22 protein-coding genes and 1 tRNA gene are annotated in these 22,136 nt (G+C 66.3%); 17 read left to right on the top strand and 6 right to left on the bottom strand.

Features of this window, described 5'->3' with window-relative positions:
* Positions 1-58 precede the first annotated feature (58 nt).
* From folK to BW41_RS16560, 4 genes are all read left to right on the top strand, one after another.
* Complete coding sequence (folK, locus tag BW41_RS16575; protein ID WP_037535707.1) at positions 59-535, top strand: 2-amino-4-hydroxy-6-hydroxymethyldihydropteridine diphosphokinase; 477 nt, start codon at positions 59-61, stop codon at positions 533-535.
* A 20-nt stretch (positions 536-555) separates the two neighbouring features.
* Positions 556-631, top strand: a tRNA-Lys gene (locus BW41_RS16570).
* Between the two features lie 565 nt (positions 632-1,196).
* A complete protein-coding gene (locus BW41_RS16565; RefSeq protein WP_037535705.1) occupies positions 1,197-1,955 on the top strand; it encodes a hypothetical protein in 759 nt (252 codons plus the stop codon).
* A 319-nt stretch (positions 1,956-2,274) separates the two neighbouring features.
* Positions 2,275-3,300, top strand: a complete 1,026-nt coding sequence (locus BW41_RS16560) for a hypothetical protein (RefSeq protein ID WP_152542379.1) — start codon at positions 2,275-2,277, stop codon at positions 3,298-3,300.
* A gap of 394 nt (positions 3,301-3,694) precedes the next feature.
* Here BW41_RS16560 and BW41_RS16555 read toward each other — a convergent pair whose 3' ends face one another.
* Positions 3,695-4,501 (bottom strand): hypothetical protein, encoded by an 807-nt coding sequence (locus BW41_RS16555; RefSeq protein ID WP_037535701.1) that lies wholly within the window; start codon positions 4,499-4,501, stop codon positions 3,695-3,697.
* A gap of 180 nt (positions 4,502-4,681) precedes the next feature.
* Here BW41_RS16555 and BW41_RS16550 point away from each other — a divergent pair, with 180 nt between their 5' ends.
* From BW41_RS16550 to BW41_RS22100, 9 genes are all read left to right on the top strand, one after another.
* The gene (locus BW41_RS16550; protein ID WP_235199809.1) at positions 4,682-5,359 is read left to right on the top strand and encodes a DUF4129 domain-containing protein; all 678 of its coding nucleotides are present in this window, start codon (positions 4,682-4,684) and stop codon (positions 5,357-5,359) included.
* Positions 5,356-6,585 carry a hypothetical protein gene (locus BW41_RS16545; protein WP_037535697.1) on the top strand — a complete coding sequence of 410 codons (1,230 nt, stop codon included), beginning with the start codon at positions 5,356-5,358 and terminating at the stop codon, positions 6,583-6,585. The genes BW41_RS16550 and BW41_RS16545 overlap by 4 nt, the downstream gene beginning before the upstream one ends.
* A complete protein-coding gene (locus BW41_RS16540; RefSeq protein WP_037535695.1) occupies positions 6,582-7,538 on the top strand; it encodes an AAA family ATPase in 957 nt (318 codons plus the stop codon). The genes BW41_RS16545 and BW41_RS16540 overlap by 4 nt, the downstream gene beginning before the upstream one ends.
* Complete coding sequence (locus BW41_RS16535) at positions 7,535-8,845, top strand: DUF58 domain-containing protein (protein WP_037535694.1); 1,311 nt, start codon at positions 7,535-7,537, stop codon at positions 8,843-8,845. Before BW41_RS16540 ends, BW41_RS16535 begins: the two co-directional genes overlap by 4 nt.
* Positions 8,842-9,864 (top strand): stage II sporulation protein M, encoded by a 1,023-nt coding sequence (locus BW41_RS16530; RefSeq protein WP_037535691.1) that lies wholly within the window; start codon positions 8,842-8,844, stop codon positions 9,862-9,864. The genes BW41_RS16535 and BW41_RS16530 overlap by 4 nt, the downstream gene beginning before the upstream one ends.
* Entirely contained in the window at positions 9,842-10,714 is an 873-nt protein-coding gene (locus BW41_RS16525; protein ID WP_037535690.1) for an RDD family protein, read from the top strand. The genes BW41_RS16530 and BW41_RS16525 overlap by 23 nt, the downstream gene beginning before the upstream one ends.
* 469 nt (positions 10,715-11,183) lie before the next feature.
* Complete coding sequence (locus BW41_RS16520) at positions 11,184-11,984, top strand: TonB family protein (RefSeq protein WP_037535687.1); 801 nt, start codon at positions 11,184-11,186, stop codon at positions 11,982-11,984.
* Positions 11,985-12,063: 79 nt separating this feature from the next.
* Positions 12,064-12,927 (top strand): hypothetical protein, encoded by an 864-nt coding sequence (locus BW41_RS21110; protein WP_152542377.1) that lies wholly within the window; start codon positions 12,064-12,066, stop codon positions 12,925-12,927.
* Positions 12,928-13,015: 88 nt separating this feature from the next.
* Positions 13,016-13,825, top strand: coding sequence for an SUMF1/EgtB/PvdO family nonheme iron enzyme (locus BW41_RS22100; RefSeq protein ID WP_037535681.1), 810 nt, complete (start codon positions 13,016-13,018; stop codon positions 13,823-13,825).
* Here BW41_RS22100 and BW41_RS21655 read toward each other — a convergent pair.
* Positions 13,797-14,150: a hypothetical protein gene (locus BW41_RS21655; protein WP_200870454.1), complete on the bottom strand. Its 354-nt coding sequence runs from the start codon at positions 14,148-14,150 to the stop codon at positions 13,797-13,799. The genes BW41_RS22100 and BW41_RS21655 overlap by 29 nt on opposite strands.
* A gap of 35 nt (positions 14,151-14,185) precedes the next feature.
* Between BW41_RS21655 and BW41_RS21105 the strand changes: the two genes are divergently transcribed.
* Positions 14,186-14,812, top strand: coding sequence for a hypothetical protein (locus tag BW41_RS21105; protein ID WP_152542376.1), 627 nt, complete (start codon positions 14,186-14,188; stop codon positions 14,810-14,812).
* Between the two features lie 604 nt (positions 14,813-15,416).
* Here BW41_RS21105 and BW41_RS21100 read toward each other — a convergent pair.
* Together BW41_RS21100 and BW41_RS16490 are read right to left on the bottom strand one after the other, a co-directional pair.
* On the bottom strand, positions 15,417-16,136 hold the full coding sequence (locus BW41_RS21100; RefSeq protein WP_152542374.1) for a hypothetical protein: 720 nt from the start codon (positions 16,134-16,136) through the stop codon (positions 15,417-15,419).
* A gap of 128 nt (positions 16,137-16,264) precedes the next feature.
* Positions 16,265-16,909 carry a S24 family peptidase gene (locus BW41_RS16490; protein WP_037535676.1) on the bottom strand — a complete coding sequence of 215 codons (645 nt, stop codon included), beginning with the start codon at positions 16,907-16,909 and terminating at the stop codon, positions 16,265-16,267.
* Between the two features lie 84 nt (positions 16,910-16,993).
* Between BW41_RS16490 and BW41_RS16485 the strand changes: the two genes are divergently transcribed.
* Entirely contained in the window at positions 16,994-17,197 is a 204-nt protein-coding gene (locus BW41_RS16485) for a hypothetical protein (RefSeq protein WP_037535674.1), read from the top strand.
* 92 nt (positions 17,198-17,289) lie between these two features.
* The gene (locus tag BW41_RS16480) at positions 17,290-17,766 is read left to right on the top strand and encodes a nuclear transport factor 2 family protein (protein ID WP_037535673.1); all 477 of its coding nucleotides are present in this window, start codon (positions 17,290-17,292) and stop codon (positions 17,764-17,766) included.
* Positions 17,767-17,805: 39 nt separating this feature from the next.
* Here BW41_RS16480 and BW41_RS16475 read toward each other — a convergent pair whose 3' ends face one another.
* Positions 17,806-18,018, bottom strand: coding sequence for a hypothetical protein (locus BW41_RS16475; protein WP_037535671.1), 213 nt, complete (start codon positions 18,016-18,018; stop codon positions 17,806-17,808).
* Between the two features lie 316 nt (positions 18,019-18,334).
* Here BW41_RS16475 and BW41_RS16470 point away from each other — a divergent pair, with 316 nt between their 5' ends.
* Positions 18,335-20,527, top strand: coding sequence for a TonB-dependent siderophore receptor (locus tag BW41_RS16470; protein ID WP_037535669.1), 2,193 nt, complete (start codon positions 18,335-18,337; stop codon positions 20,525-20,527).
* A 514-nt stretch (positions 20,528-21,041) separates the two neighbouring features.
* Here the strand turns inward: BW41_RS16470 and BW41_RS16465 are convergent.
* Positions 21,042-21,710, bottom strand: a complete 669-nt coding sequence (locus BW41_RS16465; protein WP_152542373.1) for a hypothetical protein — start codon at positions 21,708-21,710, stop codon at positions 21,042-21,044.
* Between the last annotated feature and the right edge of the window lie 426 nt (positions 21,711-22,136).

Raw genomic sequence — 22,136 nt, 5'->3', positions numbered from 1 at the left:
CGCCGGCGGGGCGGGGGCAAGCGTATCGAAGGTCATCGCTTTCGCCTAAAGCCCCGCCATGACGACGGCAATCTATGCGATCGGGATCGGGTCGAACCGGCGCGGGCGGCACGGCGGCCCGGCGGCGGAGGTGGCGGCGGCGATCGATGCGATCGGCGGCATCGTCGCGGTGTCGCCGGTAATCGCATCGGCGCCGCTGGGTCCGTCGATCCGCCGATTCGCCAATGCCGCGGTGCTGATCGCCAGCGACGCGCCGCCGCCGATGCTGCTCGCCCGGCTCAAGCGGATCGAGGCGTCCTTCGGGCGGCGACGCGGCCGCCGCTGGGGGGCGCGGGTGATCGACCTCGATATCCTGCTCTGGTCGGGCGGCGTCTGGCGCGAACCCCGGCTTCGCGTGCCGCACGAGGCGCTCGCTGCGCGCAGCTTCGTGCTGGCGCCGCTGGCGGCGATCGCGCCCGACTGGCGGGGGGCGCCGGTCGGGCGCAGCGTAAGACAATTGGCACATGCAGTTGACCGACCGCGCCCCCGCGCTTAGGTGCGCCGGATCGATGGCGGGGGTCCGTAGCTCAGTCGGTAGAGCAAGCGACTTTTAATCGAGAGGTCCCGGGTTCGAGCCCCGGCGGACCCACCATCGTGTTCTCACAAACACTCCGGCACTTTGTCATTGGCACAGTGGCCTGATTATAGTGACACGTTCGCCAATGGCGAATACCTGGCCAGATCGCATCCTCTTGTTTTCGCATAACTTTGTCGTGCGGAGAAGGCATGCTTGACGGTCGCTTTCGAACCGTTGTCACAACCAAGTTGCCTGTATCTTGACCAACTAAGGTGGTCCGCACACGGTGAAACTCGATCCTCGAAAGCATTGGCCACGCTCCTTCTGGGGATGGCATATCGGCGCTCCAATGCTTTCAAGGCACGTCAAAATTATCCCTTGTCATCTCAAGTGGTGTGCCGGTTCAGCCAAGCGGCCTTCGATCGTCTTGGCGATAGGGGCGGATCGAGACGCATATCGGTTTCTTTTACCATGGGAGCGCCAGGATGCGGCGGTTTGAAAGACTACTATCAGCGGCTTGCCTACCCCGCACAGGTAGCGCCCAGTCCCACCGACCGTCCGACCCCGTAGCTCGCGACGCCGCTCCCCGCCGTCGCGACGTCCGCGAACTAGTTCTTCGCGGTTGGCGCGGAGACCGCGAGTGACGACGTGGTGCAACCACCTGAGCAGGCGGACCAGCAGCGTGGCCGCAGTCGGGCTGCGTCGTGTCCTCGCGGCGCTCGAAGCAGGAGAGGGAAGGGGCTGGGGACCGGCTTGGACCATCCGCGGCGTAGACCGGGACGAGAGCGGCGCGAGGCGGGAATGGAGCGCCGAGATGGTCTGGCGGGACTCGCAGATCCTCACCGTCACCATGGCTCCGGACGTACGCTCGGACTGCGGCAGGATCAGCGTCGAAGAGGATCTCCGATGTCGCCGCGCCAACGAGCCGCGGCGCGACATGGGCATGGAGGCGGCGATCCTTTCGGACTGGCTGGCGGGCTTCGAGCCACCCGGCTTCGATCCGCGCGTCCTCACCCGGGCCGAACGGTCGGCTGCCTACGCCACGGCGCTGGCGAGGGCGGCCGCCTACACGTTCGACGTCCAGTGGGTGCAGCTTGGCTGGTATCCGGGACGTGGCCGCCGCGCCGCGAGGCTGTTGGTCCACAAGGAGCGGGCGTCCATGGTTTTCGGCGACAGGATGGAGCCCGGTATCCATCGCGTCTTCAGCCCCAAGCTCGCCCAGATGCTCGCACGCGAGGGGAACCGGTTCATGCACGTCAAGAAGGCGTGGGTCAGCAAGCGCCATGGCGTGCTGATCCAGATCGGGCCTGCGATCCGCGTCGGGATGTTCAACGAGGCAACCGAGGCCGTCGAGATCCTGCGGGCCCTCCAGTACCTGCCCGAGGGCGCACACCTGTAGCTGGCAGCGTCCTCGACCTGGACGGCGGAGAGGGGAGGAACCACGGTCTGCGCCGATGGTCGCGCCTTAGGCGACCACTCGACGAAGTCATCGCTTTCGGGAGCTCCGACCCGAAGCACATCGGCAGACTTGTACCCGCCCCTGAGGACACGTTCGTCGCCAACCGCATTGTTACCCGAAAGCACGAAGTCTGAGCTCGGATCGCCCCTTTCGAGGACGGACAGACCCTCCTCGGAATGGCCCTTGGAACCATAGGATCGGCTGAGCGGACTAAGCAGGAATAGACGAAACTCGCGAAAGCTCGGCGGAAGGGACCCTCATGACCATAGGCAAGCGGACTTTGACGGAGGCGGAGGTCGAGCGTCTTTCAATCCTCGTCGGCCGCCGCCTGGCGGATCTGCGCGATCCCGACGTCCGCGCCCCCACGCCCGCCGACTTCGTCGCGGAGGAGCACTGGAGCCCGTCCAACCGCTACGACCTCGCGGTGGACGTCGACGTCGGCACGACCGTCCTGACCATCCGAAATCAGTCCGGCGGACATTTTCCCATGTCCGGGGGCCGGGTGGATCTCGACGCCCTCTCCCGAGACGTGATGATGCACGTCTTCCTCGCCGTCGCCGACGAGCCGGGCATCGAGCGGCTGGGGATCGTCGAGGCGGCGGTCCGCGCGAAGATCGCGCGCGGCCGGCTCCCGATGGAGCTGCTGTCGGTGCGCTTCGCTCCGGCAGGCTTCGGCCGACCTCAACCGTTGGCCGACCGTGGCTTTTGGGTCCGGATGCGGCTGCTGGACGACCTCCTCCAGCCCTACGTCGAGCTCGTCGAAGGCAGGTCGGCGAAGGAGGCCTGTCAAGACGTCGGGAGGCTCCGAAAGGCGCAGACGGCCCGCCGTAACGCCAAGGCTCGGCTGGACCGGCAGGGGGCCTTCCTCGAGATCGAAGCCGTCGCGGAGCACGCGATCCTCGCCGCGGGGCGCACCGTGGGCGAGGTCGTCGAGACCATGCTGGCCGAGCGCAAGGAAGGCGTCGGCTGCGGTCGCCACGTGACGCTGTGGGGCCACCTCGACGGGGAGCACGTGAGCGTCGTCGCCCGATACGGGCGACTGCGCCTCGAAGCCGACCTGCCCGGCATCCGGCTGACTTGGAATACCGGACTGAGGATACGTCCTGCCCTTCGCGACCCCGTCGCGTCGACTAGGAGCTGGGTTGTGGGAGACCTGGTCCGACATCCGCTGCTGCCAACGGAGGCCGATGTCCAGCTCGAGGCCGCCGACGCCATGGGCGCCACCTTCTTCCGTCTCGTGGAGGACGTCCACCCGATCCAACTCGCCGGGCCGGTCGGTTCGTAGACGCAGGGCGTGGCTCCGCCCCAACGATGCGGCCACGTCGACGGTTCGGGGGGTGGGGGGGCTTGGGCTGCTCCAGTTCGGACTCTTCGAGGCGCACGTCAGGTCCTCCCCCGGCGCCTGGCCCGACGACTCCGGAATGCCACCTGCAAACCGCTGGGTCGCGATCCGTCGCCGCGACCCAGCGGCGGCGACCGCCGACCGGAGCTGCGCTTCGAACCGCAGGAACCGCCGGTGGGGACGAGGCCTGCCGTGCCGGCGCTCAGACGTCCAGCGCCGTGACGCTGTTACCGCCCTCCGCCGGCGGAAGGCGAATACGATGGCCGGTCGGCCATATAGATCGGTCGCGTCCAAGAGACGGCCGCCGTCGTCGTGGTGCGGCGTACGATCGTCCCCGTCAGGCGAAGATCTCGGTAAGGCGATCGACGTCGGGACCGTCCTTCCAGTGGCGCAGCTCGATGAAGAGCGAGGCGCCGACGAGCGTGAACCAGGTCAGCGACACGGTGGTGACGACCGACTGGAGAAGCTGCAGGAACAGCGACGGCGCAGGCATCGCGCGGAGCTGCCCGCCGCCGGTCATCGCGCCGAAGCTGCCATAGCCCGCCACGCTGACCACGCCGACCATCGCGGAGGCGAGCATGTAGAAGACGAGGGCCAGCAGCAGGATGCCGAAGACGTGCCAACGTGCGCCCTTCGTCAGATGGCGGCTGCGTCCGAAGGCGCCGAACACGCCAGGCCGCTCCGCGACGATCACGGGCAGGCTGACGGACCACATCACGGCGAGCATGATGCCCGGCACCAGGAGGAGGATGCTGGCGGCCCATACGCCGAGGAGAAACAGCAGGTAGACCGCGAACAGAGGAAGAAAGCGCCGCACGCCGACCTGCAGGGTTTCCGCGAGGTCAGCCCGCCGGCCCTGGTCGTGCGCAACCGCCGCCTGGACCAGCGCGCCGCTGGCGACGAGCCAAAGCACGCCGACGATGATGCCGTACACGCCGAACAGCGCGTAGGCGCCGCCCTGCAGCTTCTCCAACATCCAGTTACGCCCCGCGAACTGACTCAGCACCAGTTGCGGCAGCGCCATCAGAATAAACGCTACGCCCAGCGTCGCGATCGGATTGTCCTTGATGATGCCGAAGCTGCGGCCGAAAACGCCGCCGACCGACAGGGCGCGGCGTGACCTGCCGACAGACTGACTCGCCATAAAGATCCCCCTCCCGGCTCCGTCCTCGGAAGGTGGCAAGGCGCCCCCGCGGTGTCCAGCCCGATCTTCTCCGACCAAAGCGGCGGTTAGCGGATTGCGCGTGCAGTCGATCCGGCTACAGTCTGCCACGGGGCAGCGGAGCGTCGCTGGGAGGGCACGATAGGGGCTTCAGCACAGGGTGTGACGGCGGGTGCCGACCGGCTGGCGAGCGCCCATGCCGCGTTGCGCGCCGATCCCTCGATCCAGTTCGCGCTGACGCGGCCGCCGCCGCCGCCCGAGCCGCCCGCGTGGCTGCGTACGGTGGCGCGCTGGCTCGCCGAGCTGTTCCGCCCGATCGTCCGGTTCCTTCGCCGGCTGACCGGCCTGATGCCCGATGCGCCCTACGCGCGCATCCTGCTCTGGATGCTGCTCGCCGGAATCGCGGTTGCGGTGATCTCGATGATCGTCGTGCGAATCCGGTCGCGCGAATGGCGCCTGCCCGCACGCCGGCGGCGCGAGACGACGCAGGACGCGGTCGATCAGGTCTGGACGCCGGACGAAGCGCCTGCACGTGCCTGGCTCAACGCGGCGGATCGGCTGGCGGGCGAGGGCCGCTTCGCCGAGGCGATCCATCACCTGCTGTTCCACTCGATCGAGGACATCGCGCGTCGGAGGCCGGCACTACGGCGCCCGTCGCTGACCAGCCGCGAACTCGCCGCGGCGGCGCTGCTGCCGGCCGCGGTCCGCCCGCTGTTCGCGCAAATTGCCGGTCTGGTCGAGCGCAGCCTGTTCGGCGGGCGCCCGATCGGCCGGGAGGAATGGCAGGTCGCGCGCGGGGCCTACGCCGACCTTGCCCTCCCGCAGCGGTGGCGGCCATGAGCGAGCTCGCGATAGGCGCGTCGGGCGGCGGATCGAGCCGAAGCGCGGGCAGCGTCCTTTCGCCGCTGACGGTCGCGCTGATGCTCGTCATCGGCATTGTCGGCTTCGCGGGATCGCTGCTGCTCGGCGCCTATGCGCCAGATCTCCGCTCCGGGCGCAACGGCGGCACGCACGCGCTCTCCAACGCCGCCACCGGCTTCGCGGGGATCGTCGACCTGGCGCGCGCGACCGGGCGCAACCCACGGCTGATCCGCGCGGAGGGCGAGTGGAGGACCGAGGATCTGGTGGTCGCCACGCCCGAACACGGCACGGTCGACATGAGCAGGCTGATGGCCGCCCGCCGAGGTCGCGCGACCTTGATCGTGCTGCCCAAATGGGCGACGACCCCGGACCGGGACGTGGCGGGATGGGTGGACGTCGTCGGCCTGCTGCCCGCGTCCGACCCGGCGGGCACGCTGGCGCCGGCGACCCCCATGGTCGTGACCCGCCATCCTAGCGGCGGCCGGCCGTTGCATGCGGTGCGCTGGGCGCCGGCGTCGCTCTCGGTCGCGGCGCCGCGGCCCCTGCAGGTGGTCCGTTCGCCCGCCCTGACGCCGCTCGTCACCGACGACGCCGGCGGCATCGTGCTGGGACAGATCGGTCAGAGCCCGGTCTACATCCTTTCCGATCCCGACCTCCTCGACAACAACGGCATCCGCCGTCTTGAACGCGCGCGCGCCGGGCTGGACCTGCTCGACTTCGTCAACTCGACCGGAGCCACCGGCATCGCCTTCGACGTGACGCTGAACGGCCTCGGCCGTGGCCGCAGTCCGCTGAAGCTCGCTTTCGAACCGCCGTTCCTGGCGATGACGTTGGCGTCGGTGGTCGCGCTGGCACTGGTCGGATGGCAGGCGCTCATCCGCTTCGGCCCTGTGCAGCCGCCGGCTCGCGCGATCGCGTTCGGCAAGACCGCGCTGATCGACAACAGCGCGACGATCGTGCGCAAGGCGGGTCACGAAGGTGGTCTCGGCCCGCGCTACGCCGCGCTGCTCCGCGAGCGCGCACGGGCGATCTTCGGCGTGCCACCGGGGCTGAGCGACGCGGAGGCCGACGCCTATCTTGACCGTCTGCAGGGATCGACGCGGTTCACCACGCTGGTCGCCGACGCGATCGCCGCAGAACACGCGGCGGACATGCTCGCCAGCGCGCAGGCGCTGCATCAATGGCAACAGGAGAAGACGCGGTGACGGTCAACGAGGTCCAGGCGCTGGGACAGGCCATCCGCGCCGAAGTCGGCAAGGCGGTCGTCGGCCACGACGCCACCGTCGACCTGATGCTTGTCGCGCTGTTCGCGGGCGGGCATATCCTGCTGGAAGGCCCGCCGGGCACCGCCAAGACGCTGCTCGCGCACAGCTTCGCGCGCACCCTCGGCCTCGATTTCGGCCGCATCCAGTTCACGCCGGACCTGATGCCCGGTGACATCGTCGGCGCCAATCTGTTCAACTTCCAGAGCTCGACCTTCTCGCTGACGCGCGGGCCGATCTTCACCGAGCTTCTGCTGGCGGACGAGATCAACCGCACCTCGCCAAAGACGCAGGCCGCGCTGCTGGAGGCGATGCAGGAACGCACCGTCACCATCGATGGCGACAGCCTGCCGCTCAGCAGCCGCTTCACCGTCGTCGCGACGCAGAACCCGATCGAACAGCAGGGCGTCTATCCGCTGCCCGAGGCGCAGCTCGACCGCTTCCTGTTCAAGCAGATCGTGGCCTATCCCTCCGCCGACGAGGAACGCCGGATCGTCGCGGGCCATGGGGCGCGACAGGCGGCGATGTCGCCGGCGGACTGGGGCGTCGAGACGCGCGCCGATGCGGCGACGATCGACGCCGCGGTGGCGACGGTGGCGAGCGTCCGGCTGGTCAACGAGGTGATCGACTACATCGTCGCGCTGATCCGCGGCACGCGCGACGTCGCCGATCTGGACAGCGGCGCCTCGCCGCGCTCGGGTGCGATGCTGGCGGGCGCGGCAAGGGCGCGCGCGGCGCTCGACGGACGGGACTTCGTCATCCCCGACGACGTGAAGGCGCTGGCGCCGGCGCTGCTGCGCCACCGACTGATCCTGTCGCCCGCCGCCGAGATCGGCGGCCGCGCGATCGAGGACGTGGTCGCGCGGATCATCGACACCATCGAGGCGCCGCGTTGATCTATCCGACCCGCATCGCGGTGCTGGCGGCGGCGATCGGAGCGCCGCTGGCGCTGCTGGTCGCTCTGCTGTTTCCGGCGTCCTGGTATGCGGGGCTCGGCTGGCCGCTCGCGGTGGTGGCGCTGGCGGCGGCCGACGCGCTGCTGGGACGTGCGCGGGTGAACGTGGTCGTGGCGCTGCCGCCGTCGACGCCGGTTGGGGTGACGGCGAGCATGCCTGTCGCGGTGTCGGTCGCAGGCGGGCGTCCGCCGGCCGCGGTGCAGGTGGCGGTGACGCGCGATCCGCTGGTGACGTTTCCGGACGGGCCGCGGCTGGACGTGCCGCTCGATCGGGGCAGAGGCGCCGCCGCTCTGTCGCTGACGCCGCTGCGCCGGGGGACCGCGAGCTTCGAGACGGTCTGGGTGCGTTGGGCGGGGCCTCTGGGCCTGATCTGGCGACAGCGGCGCATCGACGGCGCGCGCGCGCTGCCGATCCTGCCTGACGTCGAGGCGATCCGCGAACAGGGCGCGCAGGTGTTCCAGCGCCACGCGGTGCAGGGACTGCTGGCGCAGACCGACCGAGGCGACGGCACCGATTTCGACGCCCTTGTCGAGTTCCGCACGGGCATGGACCGGCGAGCGATCGACTGGAAGCAGTCCGCGCGGCATCGCAGGCTCTACGCCAAGGACTACCAGGCCGAACGCAACAGCCAGATCGTCTTCGCGATCGACGCCGGGCGGCAGATGTCCGAACCGGTCGGCGGCATCCCGCGGATCGACCGGGCGATCTCCGCGGCACTGCTGACCGGCTGGCTGGCGCTGAAGCTCGGCGACCGGGTCGCGCTCCACGCCTTCGACTCGCGTCCGCGCGTCGCCAGCGGCTTCATCGGCGGATCGGGGGCCTTTCCCGAACTCCAGCTGCTCGCGGCGGGGATCGACTACAGCGGCGACGAGACAAACTACACGTTCGCGCTGACGACGCTGGCCGCCAAGCTGACGAGACGTTCGATGATCGTCCTGTTCACCGAATTCACCGATCCGACCTCCGCGGACTTCCTGGTCCGTGCGGCGGCGCGGCTCCTGAAGACCCATCTGGTGCTGGTCGTGGTTCTGCGCGACGACGAGCTGGAGACGATCGTCGAGGCGCCGCCCGCCGTGCCCGCCGACGTCACGCGCGCGGTGACGGCCGCGGCGCTGCTCCGCGACCGGCGGCTGGTGCTGCTGCGCCTGCGCCACATGGGGGTCCACGTCGTCGAAAGCCGGCACGACCAGGTCGCCGAGCGGCTCGTCGAAGGCTACGTCGACCTCAAGCGGAGGGGCCTGTCGTGAGCGCGTTCGTCGAGGCGGCGCCGCCGCTGCTCAACGCCAGCCGCTTCCGCGCGGCGCACGAGGCAGACTGGGCGAGGCTCGACGTCCTGCTGAGGCGGATCGAGAAGCGGTCGGTGCGCGCGCTGTCCGAAGACGACCTGCTCGCCTTGCCGCTGCTGTATCGCACGACGCTGTCGTCGCTGTCGGTCGCGCGCGAGACGTCGCTCGACCGCGCGGTGGTCGACTACCTCGAGCAGCTGTGCGCGCGCGCCTACTTCCAGCTGTATGGCGTGTCCGGTTCGGCATGGCGCGACGTGCGGCACTTCTTCACCCATGGCTGGCCGGCGGCGGTCGCCTCGCTGTGGCGCGAGACGGTGGTGATGGCGGTGCTGACCGTGCTGGGCGCGATCGCCGCCTACTGGCTCGTGCGGTCGGACCCTAGCTGGTACTACGGGATCATCCCCGAAGCGCTGGCGGGCGGCCGCGATCCGACCGCGTCGCCCGAGGCGCTGCGCGCGACGCTCTACAAGACCCAGAGCGACGGGCTGGGGACCTTCGCCGGCTTCCTGTTCAACCACAATGCGCAAATCGCAATCTTCGCGTTCGCCCTCGGGTTCGCCTTCGTCGTGCCGACCGCGCTGCTGATCCTCTACAACGGGCTGATGCTGGGGGCGATGATCGCGGTGTTCGCCAGTAAGGGACTGGGGCCGAACTTCCTCGCCTGGCTGGCGATTCACGGCACGACCGAGATGTTCGCGATCATCGTCTCGGGCGCGGCGGGGATGCGGATCGGCACGGCCATCGCCTTCCCCGGCGGGCAGTCGCGGATGGCGGCGCTGGTGCAGGCGGGGCGTACCGCTGCGGTCGCGGTGGCCGGCGTCGTGCTGATGCTCGCCGTCGCCGCGATATTGGAGGGGATCGGCCGACAGGTGGTCACGCGCGACGCCTCGCGCGCGGCCATCGGCCTGGCGATGCTGGCGGTGTGGCTGGTCTACTACTACGGGATCGGGAGGCGGCATGCGGCGCGCGCTTCGCAATAGTCCGCGGCAAGACGGTCCAGCGACGCTGCGCCGCGGCTTCGTGACGCCGGAGGGCGTCGACCTGCAGCTGGAGCTGGGCGGCGCGGGGACGCGCGCCTCCGCGTTCCTTATCGACGTCGTGCTGATGCTGTGCGTGCTGGTCGCGGCCTCGCTGGGGTTGTTCGCGTTCGCCGTCGCGGCGCGTGCGGAGCTCGCCGGCATCCTGTGGCTGATCGGCGCCTTCTGCCTGCGCAACGGCTGGTTCGTGCTGTTCGAGACGAGCGGGCGCGGCGCGACTCCGGGCAAGCGGCTGATGGGCCTGCGCGTCATCGCGCGGGATGGGGCGAGGCTGACCGGTGGCGCCGTGCTGGCGCGCAACGCGATGCGCGAGATCGAGGTGTTCCTGCCACTCTCCTTTCTCGGGGCGCAGGCGGCGATGGGGACGGCCGATGCGTTCCTGACAATCTTTGCGCTGCTCTGGACGGGCATCTTCCTGTTCTTTCCGCTGTTCAACCGCGATCGCCTGCGCATCGGCGATCTGGTGGCAGGAACTTGGGTGGTGCAGACCGGGGCGCACGCGCTCGCCGCCGACCTTGCGATGGTCGACGACCGGCCGCGCCGAGCGTTTCCCGAGGCCGCCTTGCGACTGTATGGCGAATTCGAGCTCCAGGCCCTGGAAGACGTGATCCGCGGCCGCGACGGGCTTGCACGGACCGCGGTCGCGGCGACAATCCGGCGCAAGGCGGGGCTGCCTGACGACGGCGACGACGACGGCTTCCTCACCGACTACTACGCGGCGCTGTGTGCTCGGCTGGAGAGCGGAATGCTGGTTGGGAGGCGGCAGACCGACAAATACGGGGCGGCGCGGTAGAAGGCTTGGCGGCTACATTCCTCGCGCGGGTCAGTGCGGTCGCGGCCTTCAGGAACTCCGAAAGTCATCACGAGCCGTGCAAGACGGCACCGACGATGTGGCGTGGTCAACCGCCTCCGGCCTCAAGAAAATCGGCGAGATAGGCTGCGAATACGGAAACACTTTTAGCGACGGCGCCGAGCTTTTCGCAGCAGGATTACGGAGCCTTGCAGCGTATGGCGTCGGCGCGAGATATGCTCAAGCGATGTATGACGCCACGGACGTGCGCGTTCGATGTCACCCCCTCAGAGGCCCGGTCCTCCCTGGCGCGGGGCATGCAGCCAAACTCAGGAACCTTTAACCCCGTTCTTGCGCGGCGGCGGGCGCCGCGAAGTCCGAGAGCGGCCGAATCGCTTCCGTGGCCTCTGCCGCCTGCCAGGTAAGCCGCCCTTAACGACCGGGCGCTACTCATGGCAGCCTGGAGGGGCTCATGATAGCGTTTGGACTGCTGGCCGTCATCTCGGCCACGACGGAGGCTCCGCCGGTTTCCGGCGACTTCGACGGCGACGGCCTCTCGGACACGGCGGCGATCGTCCGGCAGCCGGACGGCAGGCGGGATGTCGTCGCCGTGCTCCATGACGGCCGACGATTCGTGGTCTACGCGCGCGTAGACGAAGCCGCGACGCTCGGGCTGATACCTCCGCCCGAGATCGCCCGGCTCTGCGGCTCGTACGCGGGGGCCGTGCCGGCGTGTTCGAGACAGTTCGCCGGTCGCGATCGCGACGCGCTCACGTTCATCCCGGACGTCGGAGGCGTGCCCGCTCTGGCGATGTGGAACGGCACCCGCTTCTTCGCGCTACAGAGCACCTGGTCGCCGCGCACCACGCCCGCGAGCACTCTGATCGGGGCGGTGCCGTCGTCCGTCAGGGCACCGGCACGGGCGGCACAGCTTCCCTGCAAGCTCAAGGACGGACGCGGCAGGCTTGTCGAAGTCGATCCGCTCGTCTGTCAGGCTCTCGCCGACAACGTCGAGCGTGGGGCGAAACGGCCGAACGAACGCTCGTCACACACCGGACTGCAGGTGCAGGTCGACGAGACGGGCAGGGTGGAACGGTGTCAGGTGATCGAGGCGAGCGGCACGCCCGAACTCGACGCGAAGGCCTGTTCGATCGCCATCGAAAGGGCGCGATATGCGCCTGGACCCAATGGTGGTCCCATGAAACGGCAGACGAGGCGCATACGCATCACGTGGCCTCAGAACGGCGCGCCCCTCGCGGTCGGCGAAGGCTGAAGACGACGCCGCTGCACGTCGAGGCCGGAGAGCAGGCCGTCAGCGTGGTCAGACAGGCGCATGGAGGGAAGGTCGAGACGTGAAGAGCAGCATTTCGGAATGCAGGTTCGTCGCCTTGGCGCTCGCGGCGTTCCTCCCCTCCGCGTGCGCGGGACGCCCGTCGTTCGTGCCGGACGTCTCCCATGTGACGTCGCCGGCTTCGACGGACGACGAGGCAGTTCGGAAGGACACGAAGTCACCCGCCGTCATCGTCTCGGGTCGGGCTGGTCGCTCAGAATCGCAAATTGCTTCGAAGCGGTCAGCGGCGTCGTCATCGCAGGTCGCGGCCAGTGCCGAAAAGCGCGGTGGTGAACCAAGCGGCCGAAGTTCGAGGCCGAACCGTGACGACTGGCTGTCGGCAAGCCCCGGTCAGGTGATCGGCGTCGCCCTGGAGCTGGTCCATGCGGCCAAGGCGGTCACGCGCTCGTCGCTGGACCCGGGGCCCTCAACGAGGACGAGCTCCGGAAGCCACGAGCCGACGACCGGCATCCGCATCGAGCCCTACGACTGCAGGGCGAACTGGGACGGAGTGCCGCCCGGCCTGCTGTCGGCGGCATGCCGCGATCAGCGCATGATCACGAAGGTCATCATCGGAGGCGAACCAGGCATCCTTGAGGATGGAAAGGTTCGCGCCGGCGACGCCGCCTTCGAGGACCGCCTCTGGTATCGGATGGACGATCTGCGCTCCGATGCCGCCCGCCTCGGCTTCCCCCTCGGCAACGTGTCGGCCGCATATGACGGCAGCGCCCCATACGACCTGCCCCCGATGAGGTGGGAATACCGGGTCGGCGAGTTCGCCGACCGCCTCGTGATCGCAGTCGTCGGTGCCGGTCGCAATCCCGCCGGCGAGAGGACCGACGTGCTCAGCATCACCATCTACCAACCAAGCGCTGATACGGAGTAGTGGCGCATGACCACCCCGTTCCGGCTGATGCGGAGCGAAGATGGGGTCGTCTGGCGTTTGAACCGCCTATCGGAGTTAATCTGCGACGATGAGGAAGCATTGCGTCTACGCCGCGCCCGCTCTGATACTGGGGAGCATCATCTCGTCCTGCGTGGAGGCGAAGATCATGCAACCGCAGGATCATGGTCCAGACCTCCCGCAGATGGTGCCGTTTCGCCACGATGCCCCTCCTTTTACCGATTTTGCTCTCTCAACCCGAGAAGTGACATGGAAGCAGTATCTGCAATCGGTCGACCAAGCGGGCTGTCCGATGCCGCAGACATCCTCGGACGCAGACCACGAGGTGCAGAGCGCTCGCGATCCGCGCATTCGAGATGGCTTCCCGGTCACGGGCGTCAGCGCGAAGCACGTGGCATGCTACATCACCTGGCTGAACCACGCCGCCAACGCGGCCTACCGATTGCCGACGCTCATAGAGTGGCAGATCGCCGCGAGGACAGCGCAGCCGCGTCTATGGTCGTCCTGGGAGAGGACAGGAGCTGCGGCTCTGGTGCGATCTGACCCACGCGAAAGCGTTCGCGAGGCCACGGTGCAGGTTGTCGCCAGCGGACCTCCTACCTCGGACGGCATCTTCGACCTTGAGGGCAACGCCGGCGAGCTCTTGTCCGACATGGATCGCCTATCTGGACGGGAGTCGGAAAGGTGCGTGGACGCAGGACCGGACGTCCCGCTCGTCACCGGGCTGGGTGGGTACTCCGTCGAACGTGGCAGCGGCAGAGAGAAGCCTGGTGACTTTCGAGCTGTGCTCCATTCGATATGCGGCGCCCCGATGATCAGCGTGGGATTTCGGCTGGCCGCTTCCCCGCCCCCTACTTCAAAACGCTCTCAACTGCACTGATCGACTGCGACTTCGGCGGCTGCGTCGTCATGACGGTGGAGAGGTCTGCCTTGCGCGCAGCCAAATAGCGAACGGTGGAAAGACCGCGAATCGTCGCGCCAACGACGTGTCGGCGCGAACGCGGCTCGACACCAACGGTCAGAGCATGCGGCATTGCCGCTCCAGAGGCCACGGTGATCCATGAGGCGGACCTCACAAAACTCTGAAGCTTCGTTCGGCCCAGTATTGACGTCGAGCAAGGATCGATCAGAGGTCTGCGGGCACCGGGAGATATGCGAATATGGCCTGAAGTGCTGTAGAAACGAGAAGAAGTGACCCGCAGCATGTGTTCTATGCTCGCGAACTGATGGAACTGGACGCATGCATGAAGACGTTCCTCCCGACGAACCTCGTCCCGCGGAACCGCCTCGCTCGAGCGTTCGAGCACTGCGGGCCAACGGCCGCAAGGTTCGCCTCCGGGGCAGCTTCGATGGTTTCTGCGGCATATACGCCGTCATCAACGGGCTCGCGCAGGCCGGGTGGTCGGACGGACTGGAAAGCGAGCATGAAGCCAGAAGGGTCTTCATCTCGTGCTGCTCGGCATTGCCAAAGCGAAGCTGGCCCTCGACCGCGTGGAACCGCATCGGCAAGAATGACCTCAGGAAGATGGTTTTCAAAGTAGCAGGGGAGCTTCCTGGATTTCCTGATGTCTTCGAGCCATTCGCGAACAGGAAGTTTCGATATCACGCGAGATTCTGGGAGAAGCTCATTGCGCACCTTGGCCAAGAAGACATCGCCTGCGCAATCGTATGGTCGCAATACCCGACTGAGCAATGGCTCGTTCTGCAGCATGATCCACGCGGCCTGAGGATCATCGACTCAGATCCAGAGCAGCCGCTATCGACGTACGTGTTAGACCCCAGCAGCATAAGCAGCGGCGCGACGATACCAGAAACCTCCTTATGGTACTTCGATCGTCGATCGGTGATCCTTTTCCCGAAGGTCTGAAAACCATCCGGTCCCACTGAAGCGGGCGACGGTGGGAGAGGCCGCACCTTCGACGACCCATCCTGATGTCGCTCTCACCCTGTCTGTCGCCGTCAATCGAGTCGACCGGGGGCATGCGGCGGTGGTGAGCGGCAAACGGGAAATCGACCCCACGGATATCACTGCCACTGAACACTTGGCTACCACCGTGACATGAACATGCCGCCGCGATGTCCGTAGGATCGTTTGGAGGTGAGAATGGCGACAGCGTCGATCAGTCATTCCTTCGACGTGTTCGAAGTCTCGATGTCCGTGGCGTATCCCTTGGGCCTGAGAGCCCCAAGCACTCCAACGAGGCCCGTCGTTATTCCCCCGAAGCCGAGCGCCTCGATATATTTCCCTTCCCACGCGAGTGCCGCCGCAACCGTGGCCAGGTAGCAGATTGCGCAAACCAGCACGCAGAAGGCGATAAGGTCCCTATGCTCTCTCATTATAGATCCCCATCCAGAGGGTTCACGATGCTGCTGCGGCCGTTTAGTCGCGGCGATCATCGAGTTTGAACGGATCGGCTCAAGAAGCCGATCCGTTCGATTTCATTACAAGCTCTGAGGCAGCGCTTCGCTGATCAGCACGTTGCATACCCATGCGTCGGCGTGAAATTGATCTTGTCTTCGTTCGCCATCATATCCGCGATCGCCTTCGCGATCGTGTTGGCCCGCGCTTCGTTCAACGCGAACTGCGCGGAATTCGCATAGGCGGCCGACAGAGCTTCTCCAGTGAGACCACTGGCCTTGCCAGTGCTATTATACCACGACTCCCACTGCGCCTTCCCGAAATCTCGCGAAGCCTTGAACGAATGTCCGACTTCATGAAGAACGAGATACATGATGCCGCCATCAAGCTTGGCGTAATCCTTAAGGTATGAATTGTTGATATTGACGGGAATATTGCTGGTGCCAGCGCCGCTGAGGTTTTCACCCGCACGTCCTTCTCCGTAGTTCTTCGTCGTGACATTGAAAACGAGACTGCCAACCATGGCCCGAATAACGGCACCATCCTGAGCAGGGATGCAAGGGAGGGGAAGGCTTCGACCCATTCGGGCGGTCATCTGCACCATTACGCGATTGACGGTGTCCTTGATCTTGCGTGCGATGACAACGATGTCTTCGTCCTGCGCGTCACTTTCGACCGTGACGCTTTTCGCTGCTGCAGCCTGGTTCTGCTGCATAAGCGGGGCGACGTTCGTTCCGCCCGGCGGACCGGACGAGGGTGACACGGGAGCGTTGATGGTGAAGCCGCCGCTGACGGTTTCTTCCGGCTTACCAATTACGACGATAGGTACCATGATAAATTCCTGACGTTCTAGGTGTTGACCAGCCGGCGAGGCGGAAGGCTGTTCCCGCTTGCCGACTGCATCCTATGTCGCAGGGAATATCCTACACGTGTCCTACAAAATGAGTGTCGCGGTCCAGGTTATCGAAGGCGGCGGCCGACCCAGACGACGCGACCCACAAGGTCGATGTCATCCACTGCGCAGTTGGGCCACGTGGGATAGGCCGGATTGTCGCTGCTTATCGTGCACGTTCTGGAGGTCGGTGCGGGCGCGAGGCGCTTGACCATCAAGGTATCGTCCCATCGAAAGACGAAGATGCCATCCCTGACTTTGCAAGCGGCAGGCGACCTATCGACAAGAATGTCGTCTCCGTCCACAAGCGTCGGAGTCATGGAGTCGCCGCGCACCCTGATTATGGACAGAAAATCGATATTCGAACTGCACACGCTTTGGATCCATTTGCGGTCAAAGCTGTAGCTGGCGCCTGAGATGTCTGCATCGGCCACGCTGCCATATCCTGCGGAGGCCTCGACCTGAATGCGCTGAACGGGCACTACTTCAGAGGTCGAATGCGCGTTCGAGGATGATCCTAATACGGATGCATCGACCCCGAAGAAGTCCGCCAACCGTCGCCGATCGTCTTCGGCCAAGACGGCTGGCGTTCCGCGCGTGATGTACTGCTGAACATATGCCGTGTTCCGTCCCAGCATCTTCGAAAGGGATGCTAGGCTGACCCTGCGGGTCAGGGCGAGCTGCTCCAATGCCTGGCGCGTCGTGATGCTCATGCACCGTTCTACCGTAGGAACATCCCTATGGACAAGTAGGATTCAAAGAAGGAACATAAAGGGAACAGAGATTCGGAGGACGCAATGCTCATCGGTCGCATCGACAAATTCCTAAGACGCACGCGCATGGCGCCGACCCGCTTCGGCAGACTCGCGGCGCACGACCCCAATCTCGTTTTCGATCTACGGGATGGAAGAGATCCGAGGAACGGCACCGTGAAGAAGATCAACGCTTGGCTCGATCGCGCCGAGAGGGCCTACGCGGAGGAAGGGGAGATCGATAGCTAGCGTTGGCGACGAAGAGCCTTATTCTCCATTGGAAGATAATCGCCATCACAAGCGTTCGTCGCGCAGGAAGATGGCATCGGAGATATGACGTCATGTTTTTCAAAGCCGCAGCCGCGACGTATTGCCTGATCGCCGCTTCATCCGCCCTGTGCCAGGTTCCGCCGCCTCCCCCGCTGCCAGGGCAGGACACCCTAGGTCGGAAGCTGGTGGAAGCCATAGAAAGGAAGGACGTCAAGGCCTATGCGGATCTGCTCAGCGATGACGTGAAGGTTTCAGAAGACGGCCGGCAGATCGCGAGCGACAAAGCCTCCTGGCTCAGCGCATACGGAAAGAAGCTGAGCGCCAATGGCGTTAGCTTCAAAATAGAAAGCGGTTTCACGTCCACTGGACGGTTGCTATTCATCGAATACTTCAACTCGGCCGGCAGTTGGGGTGGTGAAATACCGAAGGACTGCTGCTGGTCATACGACGCCGTCGCATATGACGTCGCCGGTAGCAAGATAACGGCCATATATCGCTTACGCGGCGGAAGCTCGAAGCTGGAAATCGATGGCGCGTCTCATAAGTAGTCGACGCGACCATCGCAAAGGTTCCTGACCTACGTCGATCTAGTTCATGGGCAGATCGGTCGCAACGTCATCGGAAATAGTTGAACGGTGGCTGTCCTTCGTCCGATGCCCGCGCACAGCAGGCATCTGGCGCTGGACGCGCCGGTCGTAGTGGAAGGCGAGCACGAGCAGCAGCACGGCACGCAGGACGTTGACGAGGAGCAGCATGTCGGTCGCGAAAAGGGGTGCCAACACATGCGAAACCGCCGCCATCGGGCGCACTGCATGACTCGGTTGGAACGACCTGCCCTCAGGCGGCGGTCGTCCTGAAGTTAGTCTGCAGGTCCGACGGTCCCTTGCGAAGCGGCCGCCAGTCGATCCCGCTATTCCAGCAACCGGGCGGGCCTCGAGCGACTGTCCCGATCCGGTGATCGGATCCTCTTGGACGATGTCGAGGCAGGCCACGGGCCAGCCCCTCAGCAGACAAGGGGCTCCTAGCGACGGGTTCCGCCATATCGCTCGACCAATCAATTGTTGCGAATGGGTCGCATGATCAATAAGGAGGCCGTCGAATTGGGGGTCGACCTACATGCAACGTCGTTTTCGAACCGTATTGTTGAGCGGCATCGCCGGCGCGCTGCTGCTGCCGTCTGCGGCGTCCTGGGCAGCTTCGGATCCTGATGAGCCGCAGACCGCGGGTTCGTCGGCGACCGACATCGTGGTGACCGGCGCCAAGCCTGTCGGCGTGGCCTCCTCGGGGACGAAGAGCGACCTGCCGATCGCCGAGACTCCGCAGTCGATCAGCGTCATAAGCTCCGAGGAGATCGCCAAGCTCGGCCTCGCCAACCTCAACCAGGCGCTGCGGTTCGTCGCGGGCGTGACGACGGAGCAGCGTGGCTCAAGCGCCGAGGTCTACGACCAGTTCAAGCTGCGTGGCTTCGACGCCCCGCAATTCCTCGACGGCCTCAAGCTCATCGGTGGTGCGGGATACCTGACGCCGCAGATCGACGTCTCGCGGCTCGATCGCATCGAGGTGGTCAAGGGGCCGGCGTCTGTCCTCTACGGCCAGTCCGGGCCAGGCGGGCTGGTGGCTCTGTCCAGCAAGCTGCCGCTCGACCAGGACTTGTACGGCGCGGTCTCGGGGACATACGGCACATACGACCTGTATCGTGCCGACGTCGACGTCGGAGGCAGAGCCGGGTCGTCGGTGCTCTGGCGCCTCTACGGCAGCGCGAACGGCGCGCGCACTCAGCAGGACTTCAGCCGACGCGAGCGCCAGACTATCAACGGCGCGGTCACAATCAACGCGGATCACGCCACGCAGCTGACGCTGCTGGCCGCCTATTCGCATGATCCTCAGAACGGCAGCTACAGCGTATTCCCCGCATCGGGCACGTTCCTGCCAAACCCGAACGGCAGATTGCCGACCAGCCGCGACTTCGGTGAACCCGACAACTTCTTCAAGCGCGAGCAGGCGTCGGCGACATACATCCTCACCCACACCATCAACCCCGACTGGAGCATCCGCGCCTCGGGGCGCTATCAGCATGCAACGTCCAGCCTCGGCATAGTCTACGCCAACGGCGCTTTGGCCGATCCCACCGGCAACACGGCGCTGTTCAGCCGCTCCTCCTACTCGACGCGCGAGCGTGCCGACTCCTGGGTGTTCGACAACCAGCTGCGCGGACGCGTGCAAACCGGAGCGCTCAAGCACGATCTTCTGTTCGGCCTTGATTATCAGACGGGCAGAGCCAGCACGGTAAACGCGTTCGGATCCGGCACGGTGCTGAACGGCTATGCTCCCGTATACGGGACGATGGTCGTGCCGCGGCGGCCCGAGGACGTGCCCAACAACTTCGGTGTCAACACTGCGAGGCCGCGGTCCGATCAGGCAGGCGTCTATGCTCAGGATCAGGTTTCGATCGGAGGGCTGCGCCTGCTGCTGAGCGGTCGTCAGGATTGGGCCGGCGTGCGTTCCGCACCGCAGACGGCGTCCGTCGAAAACGCGAAGTTCACCTACCGTGTCGGCGCCCTGTATGCGACCTCGTTCGGCCTGGCGCCCTATGTCAGCTACTCCACCTCCTTCGAACCCAATGGCACCTTCCGCGCCTCCCAGACGGGACCGCTGCAGGTGGCCAAGCCTACGGAGGGCAAGCAGATCGAGGCGGGTGCGAAATACACGGTGCCGGGCACTGCCATCCTCGTGACGGCTGCCTGGTTCAGGATCGACCAGAGCAACATCATCGTCACCAATCCGGTCACTCAGATCTCGACACAGGGCGGCAAATACCGGTCGCAGGGCGTCGAAGCCGAAGCAACCGCGCCGCTGCCGTACGGCTTCAACGCGAGGCTGGCCTTCAGTCGCCAGAGGGTGCGCAACATCGCCGACGCCAACCCCGCCAACGTCGGCGACGGCATCCTCGGCGTCGGGCGTGGTGGGACGTCCGCCAACCTCGAATGGGCCCCGAACGACGGTGGTCTCGCGGGCTTCGCAATTGGCGGTGCCGTTCGACACGTGGACAGCATCTATGCCGGCACGATCTACGATGCCGCCTTCAATCCGGTTGCGACGCGTCAGAGGACGCCGGGCTTCACGCTGTTCGACGCCCAGATGCGCTACGATCTTGGTAAGTTGCTGCCGCGGCTCGAAGGGACGACGCTTAGCCTGAACGCAGCCAATCTCTTCGACAAGAAGTACGTCACGACCTGCTATCTGGACTATGGCTGGTGCTGGTACGGCAATCGCCGCACGGTGCAGGGCACCATCGCGATGCGGTTCTAAAGAGATCTCTCGAGGAGGCGTTCGCGGCAAGCGACAGGATGTCTCAGCACCCCGAGCTGGCGGCGCCGTCCTTCTATTGGACGGACGATCCCGTCGGCCGTCCATGTGGACGGATCCGCGCGGACGGCCGTTCCCGATCACGGTGACTGCTGGAGGACCAGCCTTAGACGGCGCAGCTTGCAAGACGCGGGCCTGCCGCTTTGGCTCCGCCTCGACGGGGGCGAGGTATCCGGTGACGCGGTGGAGACGTGGCAGGCAGGGGGGCGCCGCGAGGCTAAGCCGCCCGCACGCCGCGATCGAACGTCCGCCGGTCCCCTGACGGGGGATCGGGAACAGGTCCGAGCGGGCGCCGTCGATGCCGTCGACGCGGTCCACCTTCCGACTCCACCCGATGGAAGCGGGACGTCGACTAACGCCGAGAAGCAACGCCGGCGGGCGGCCGCGAAACGATCGATAGCGCTCAAACATCCGCCGCCGCCCGTCGACTCTCGATTCTGGTAGGCGCCCTACTGCCCTAGAAAGAGGATTTCGCCGGGCCGCGGCTACCGGCGGCACGCTTGATCGAGGCCTGCCATGCCTCATCGGCCTCGATGCCCTGCAAGAGCGTGAGGTTGAGCTTGCCGTAGTCGTCAAGCTTTGCCTGAAGGTTCGCGTGCCGATTGCCCAATACCGTACGACAGGGGTCGCCGCCGCTGCACCAATTTCCCTCGTAGGTAGGCGAGCCGACCCTCGACGAGCCAGGACCCCCGTAGCGCTTCGTCATCTCCGCCGCGATCTGCACCGGAGTCCTGCCGGCGGCCGGAGCGGCATACTTCACCGACTTGACGACGTCGCCGCCGGGCGTCGGCTGGAATTCCACGATCAGCGCCTCGTCGCCCTTCCGCGCGTTCAGCGCCTCGATACCGTTCTTGGGCTCCTCGATGGGGAAGACGTTCCGCTGTCGCTTCGTCTCGCGGTCTACCGTCGCCGCCCAGTCCTCGCCGGCCGACGTCCGGACGTTCCATCCGTCGCGGACGAGCGTCGCCTGCCCCTCGGGCGCGGACATGCCGATCCGCAGACCCGCTATCGTCAACGGCTTGGCGGCCGCCCCCGTCTGCGCGGCGGCGTCGCGTTCGGCGACCGACGCCGATCCGCAGGCGGCGAGCAGCGCCAGAGCGCTCATGGCCGTAATCCTGGTCATCATGTTCTTTCCTCGTGTTCGATGGACGTGCGTCTTCGACCGCCGGAAGGCATCCCGGCGCCGCATGTCCGTTTGGTGGACGTCCGGTTCTATCAGTGGGTGGCGAGAGCCAGGGGCGGGGAGCGTGCCCGGAAGGGGCCGCTCACGGCGCCGCCGACGCGCTGGGGTCCGCCGCCTCGGCCGCTCAGTCGATCGTCCCGACACCGAACGGACGTGCGGCGCCGAGAGGCCGGAGAGATTGCTGAGACCGTGCCGCCGACCATCCAGCCCGCGGGTTCGGACCGCGATCCTCTGGCTCGAGATCGCTCATGGTCGGGGTGCAGGGCAGGGTGTCGATCGTCAGGTGGTGGAGGTAGGGAACGAGCAGCGCCGGTCACGCAGACGCCCGCCGCAGAGGCGATTATGTGCCCGGGACGTCTATGCCGCCGA

Source organism: Sphingomonas sp. RIT328, from assembly GCF_000632225.1.
Lineage (GTDB): Bacteria > Pseudomonadota > Alphaproteobacteria > Sphingomonadales > Sphingomonadaceae > Sphingomonas > Sphingomonas kyungheensis.
The sequence above is the reverse complement of the archived record's forward strand: the minus strand, read 5'-3'. Positions and strand labels throughout refer to the sequence as shown.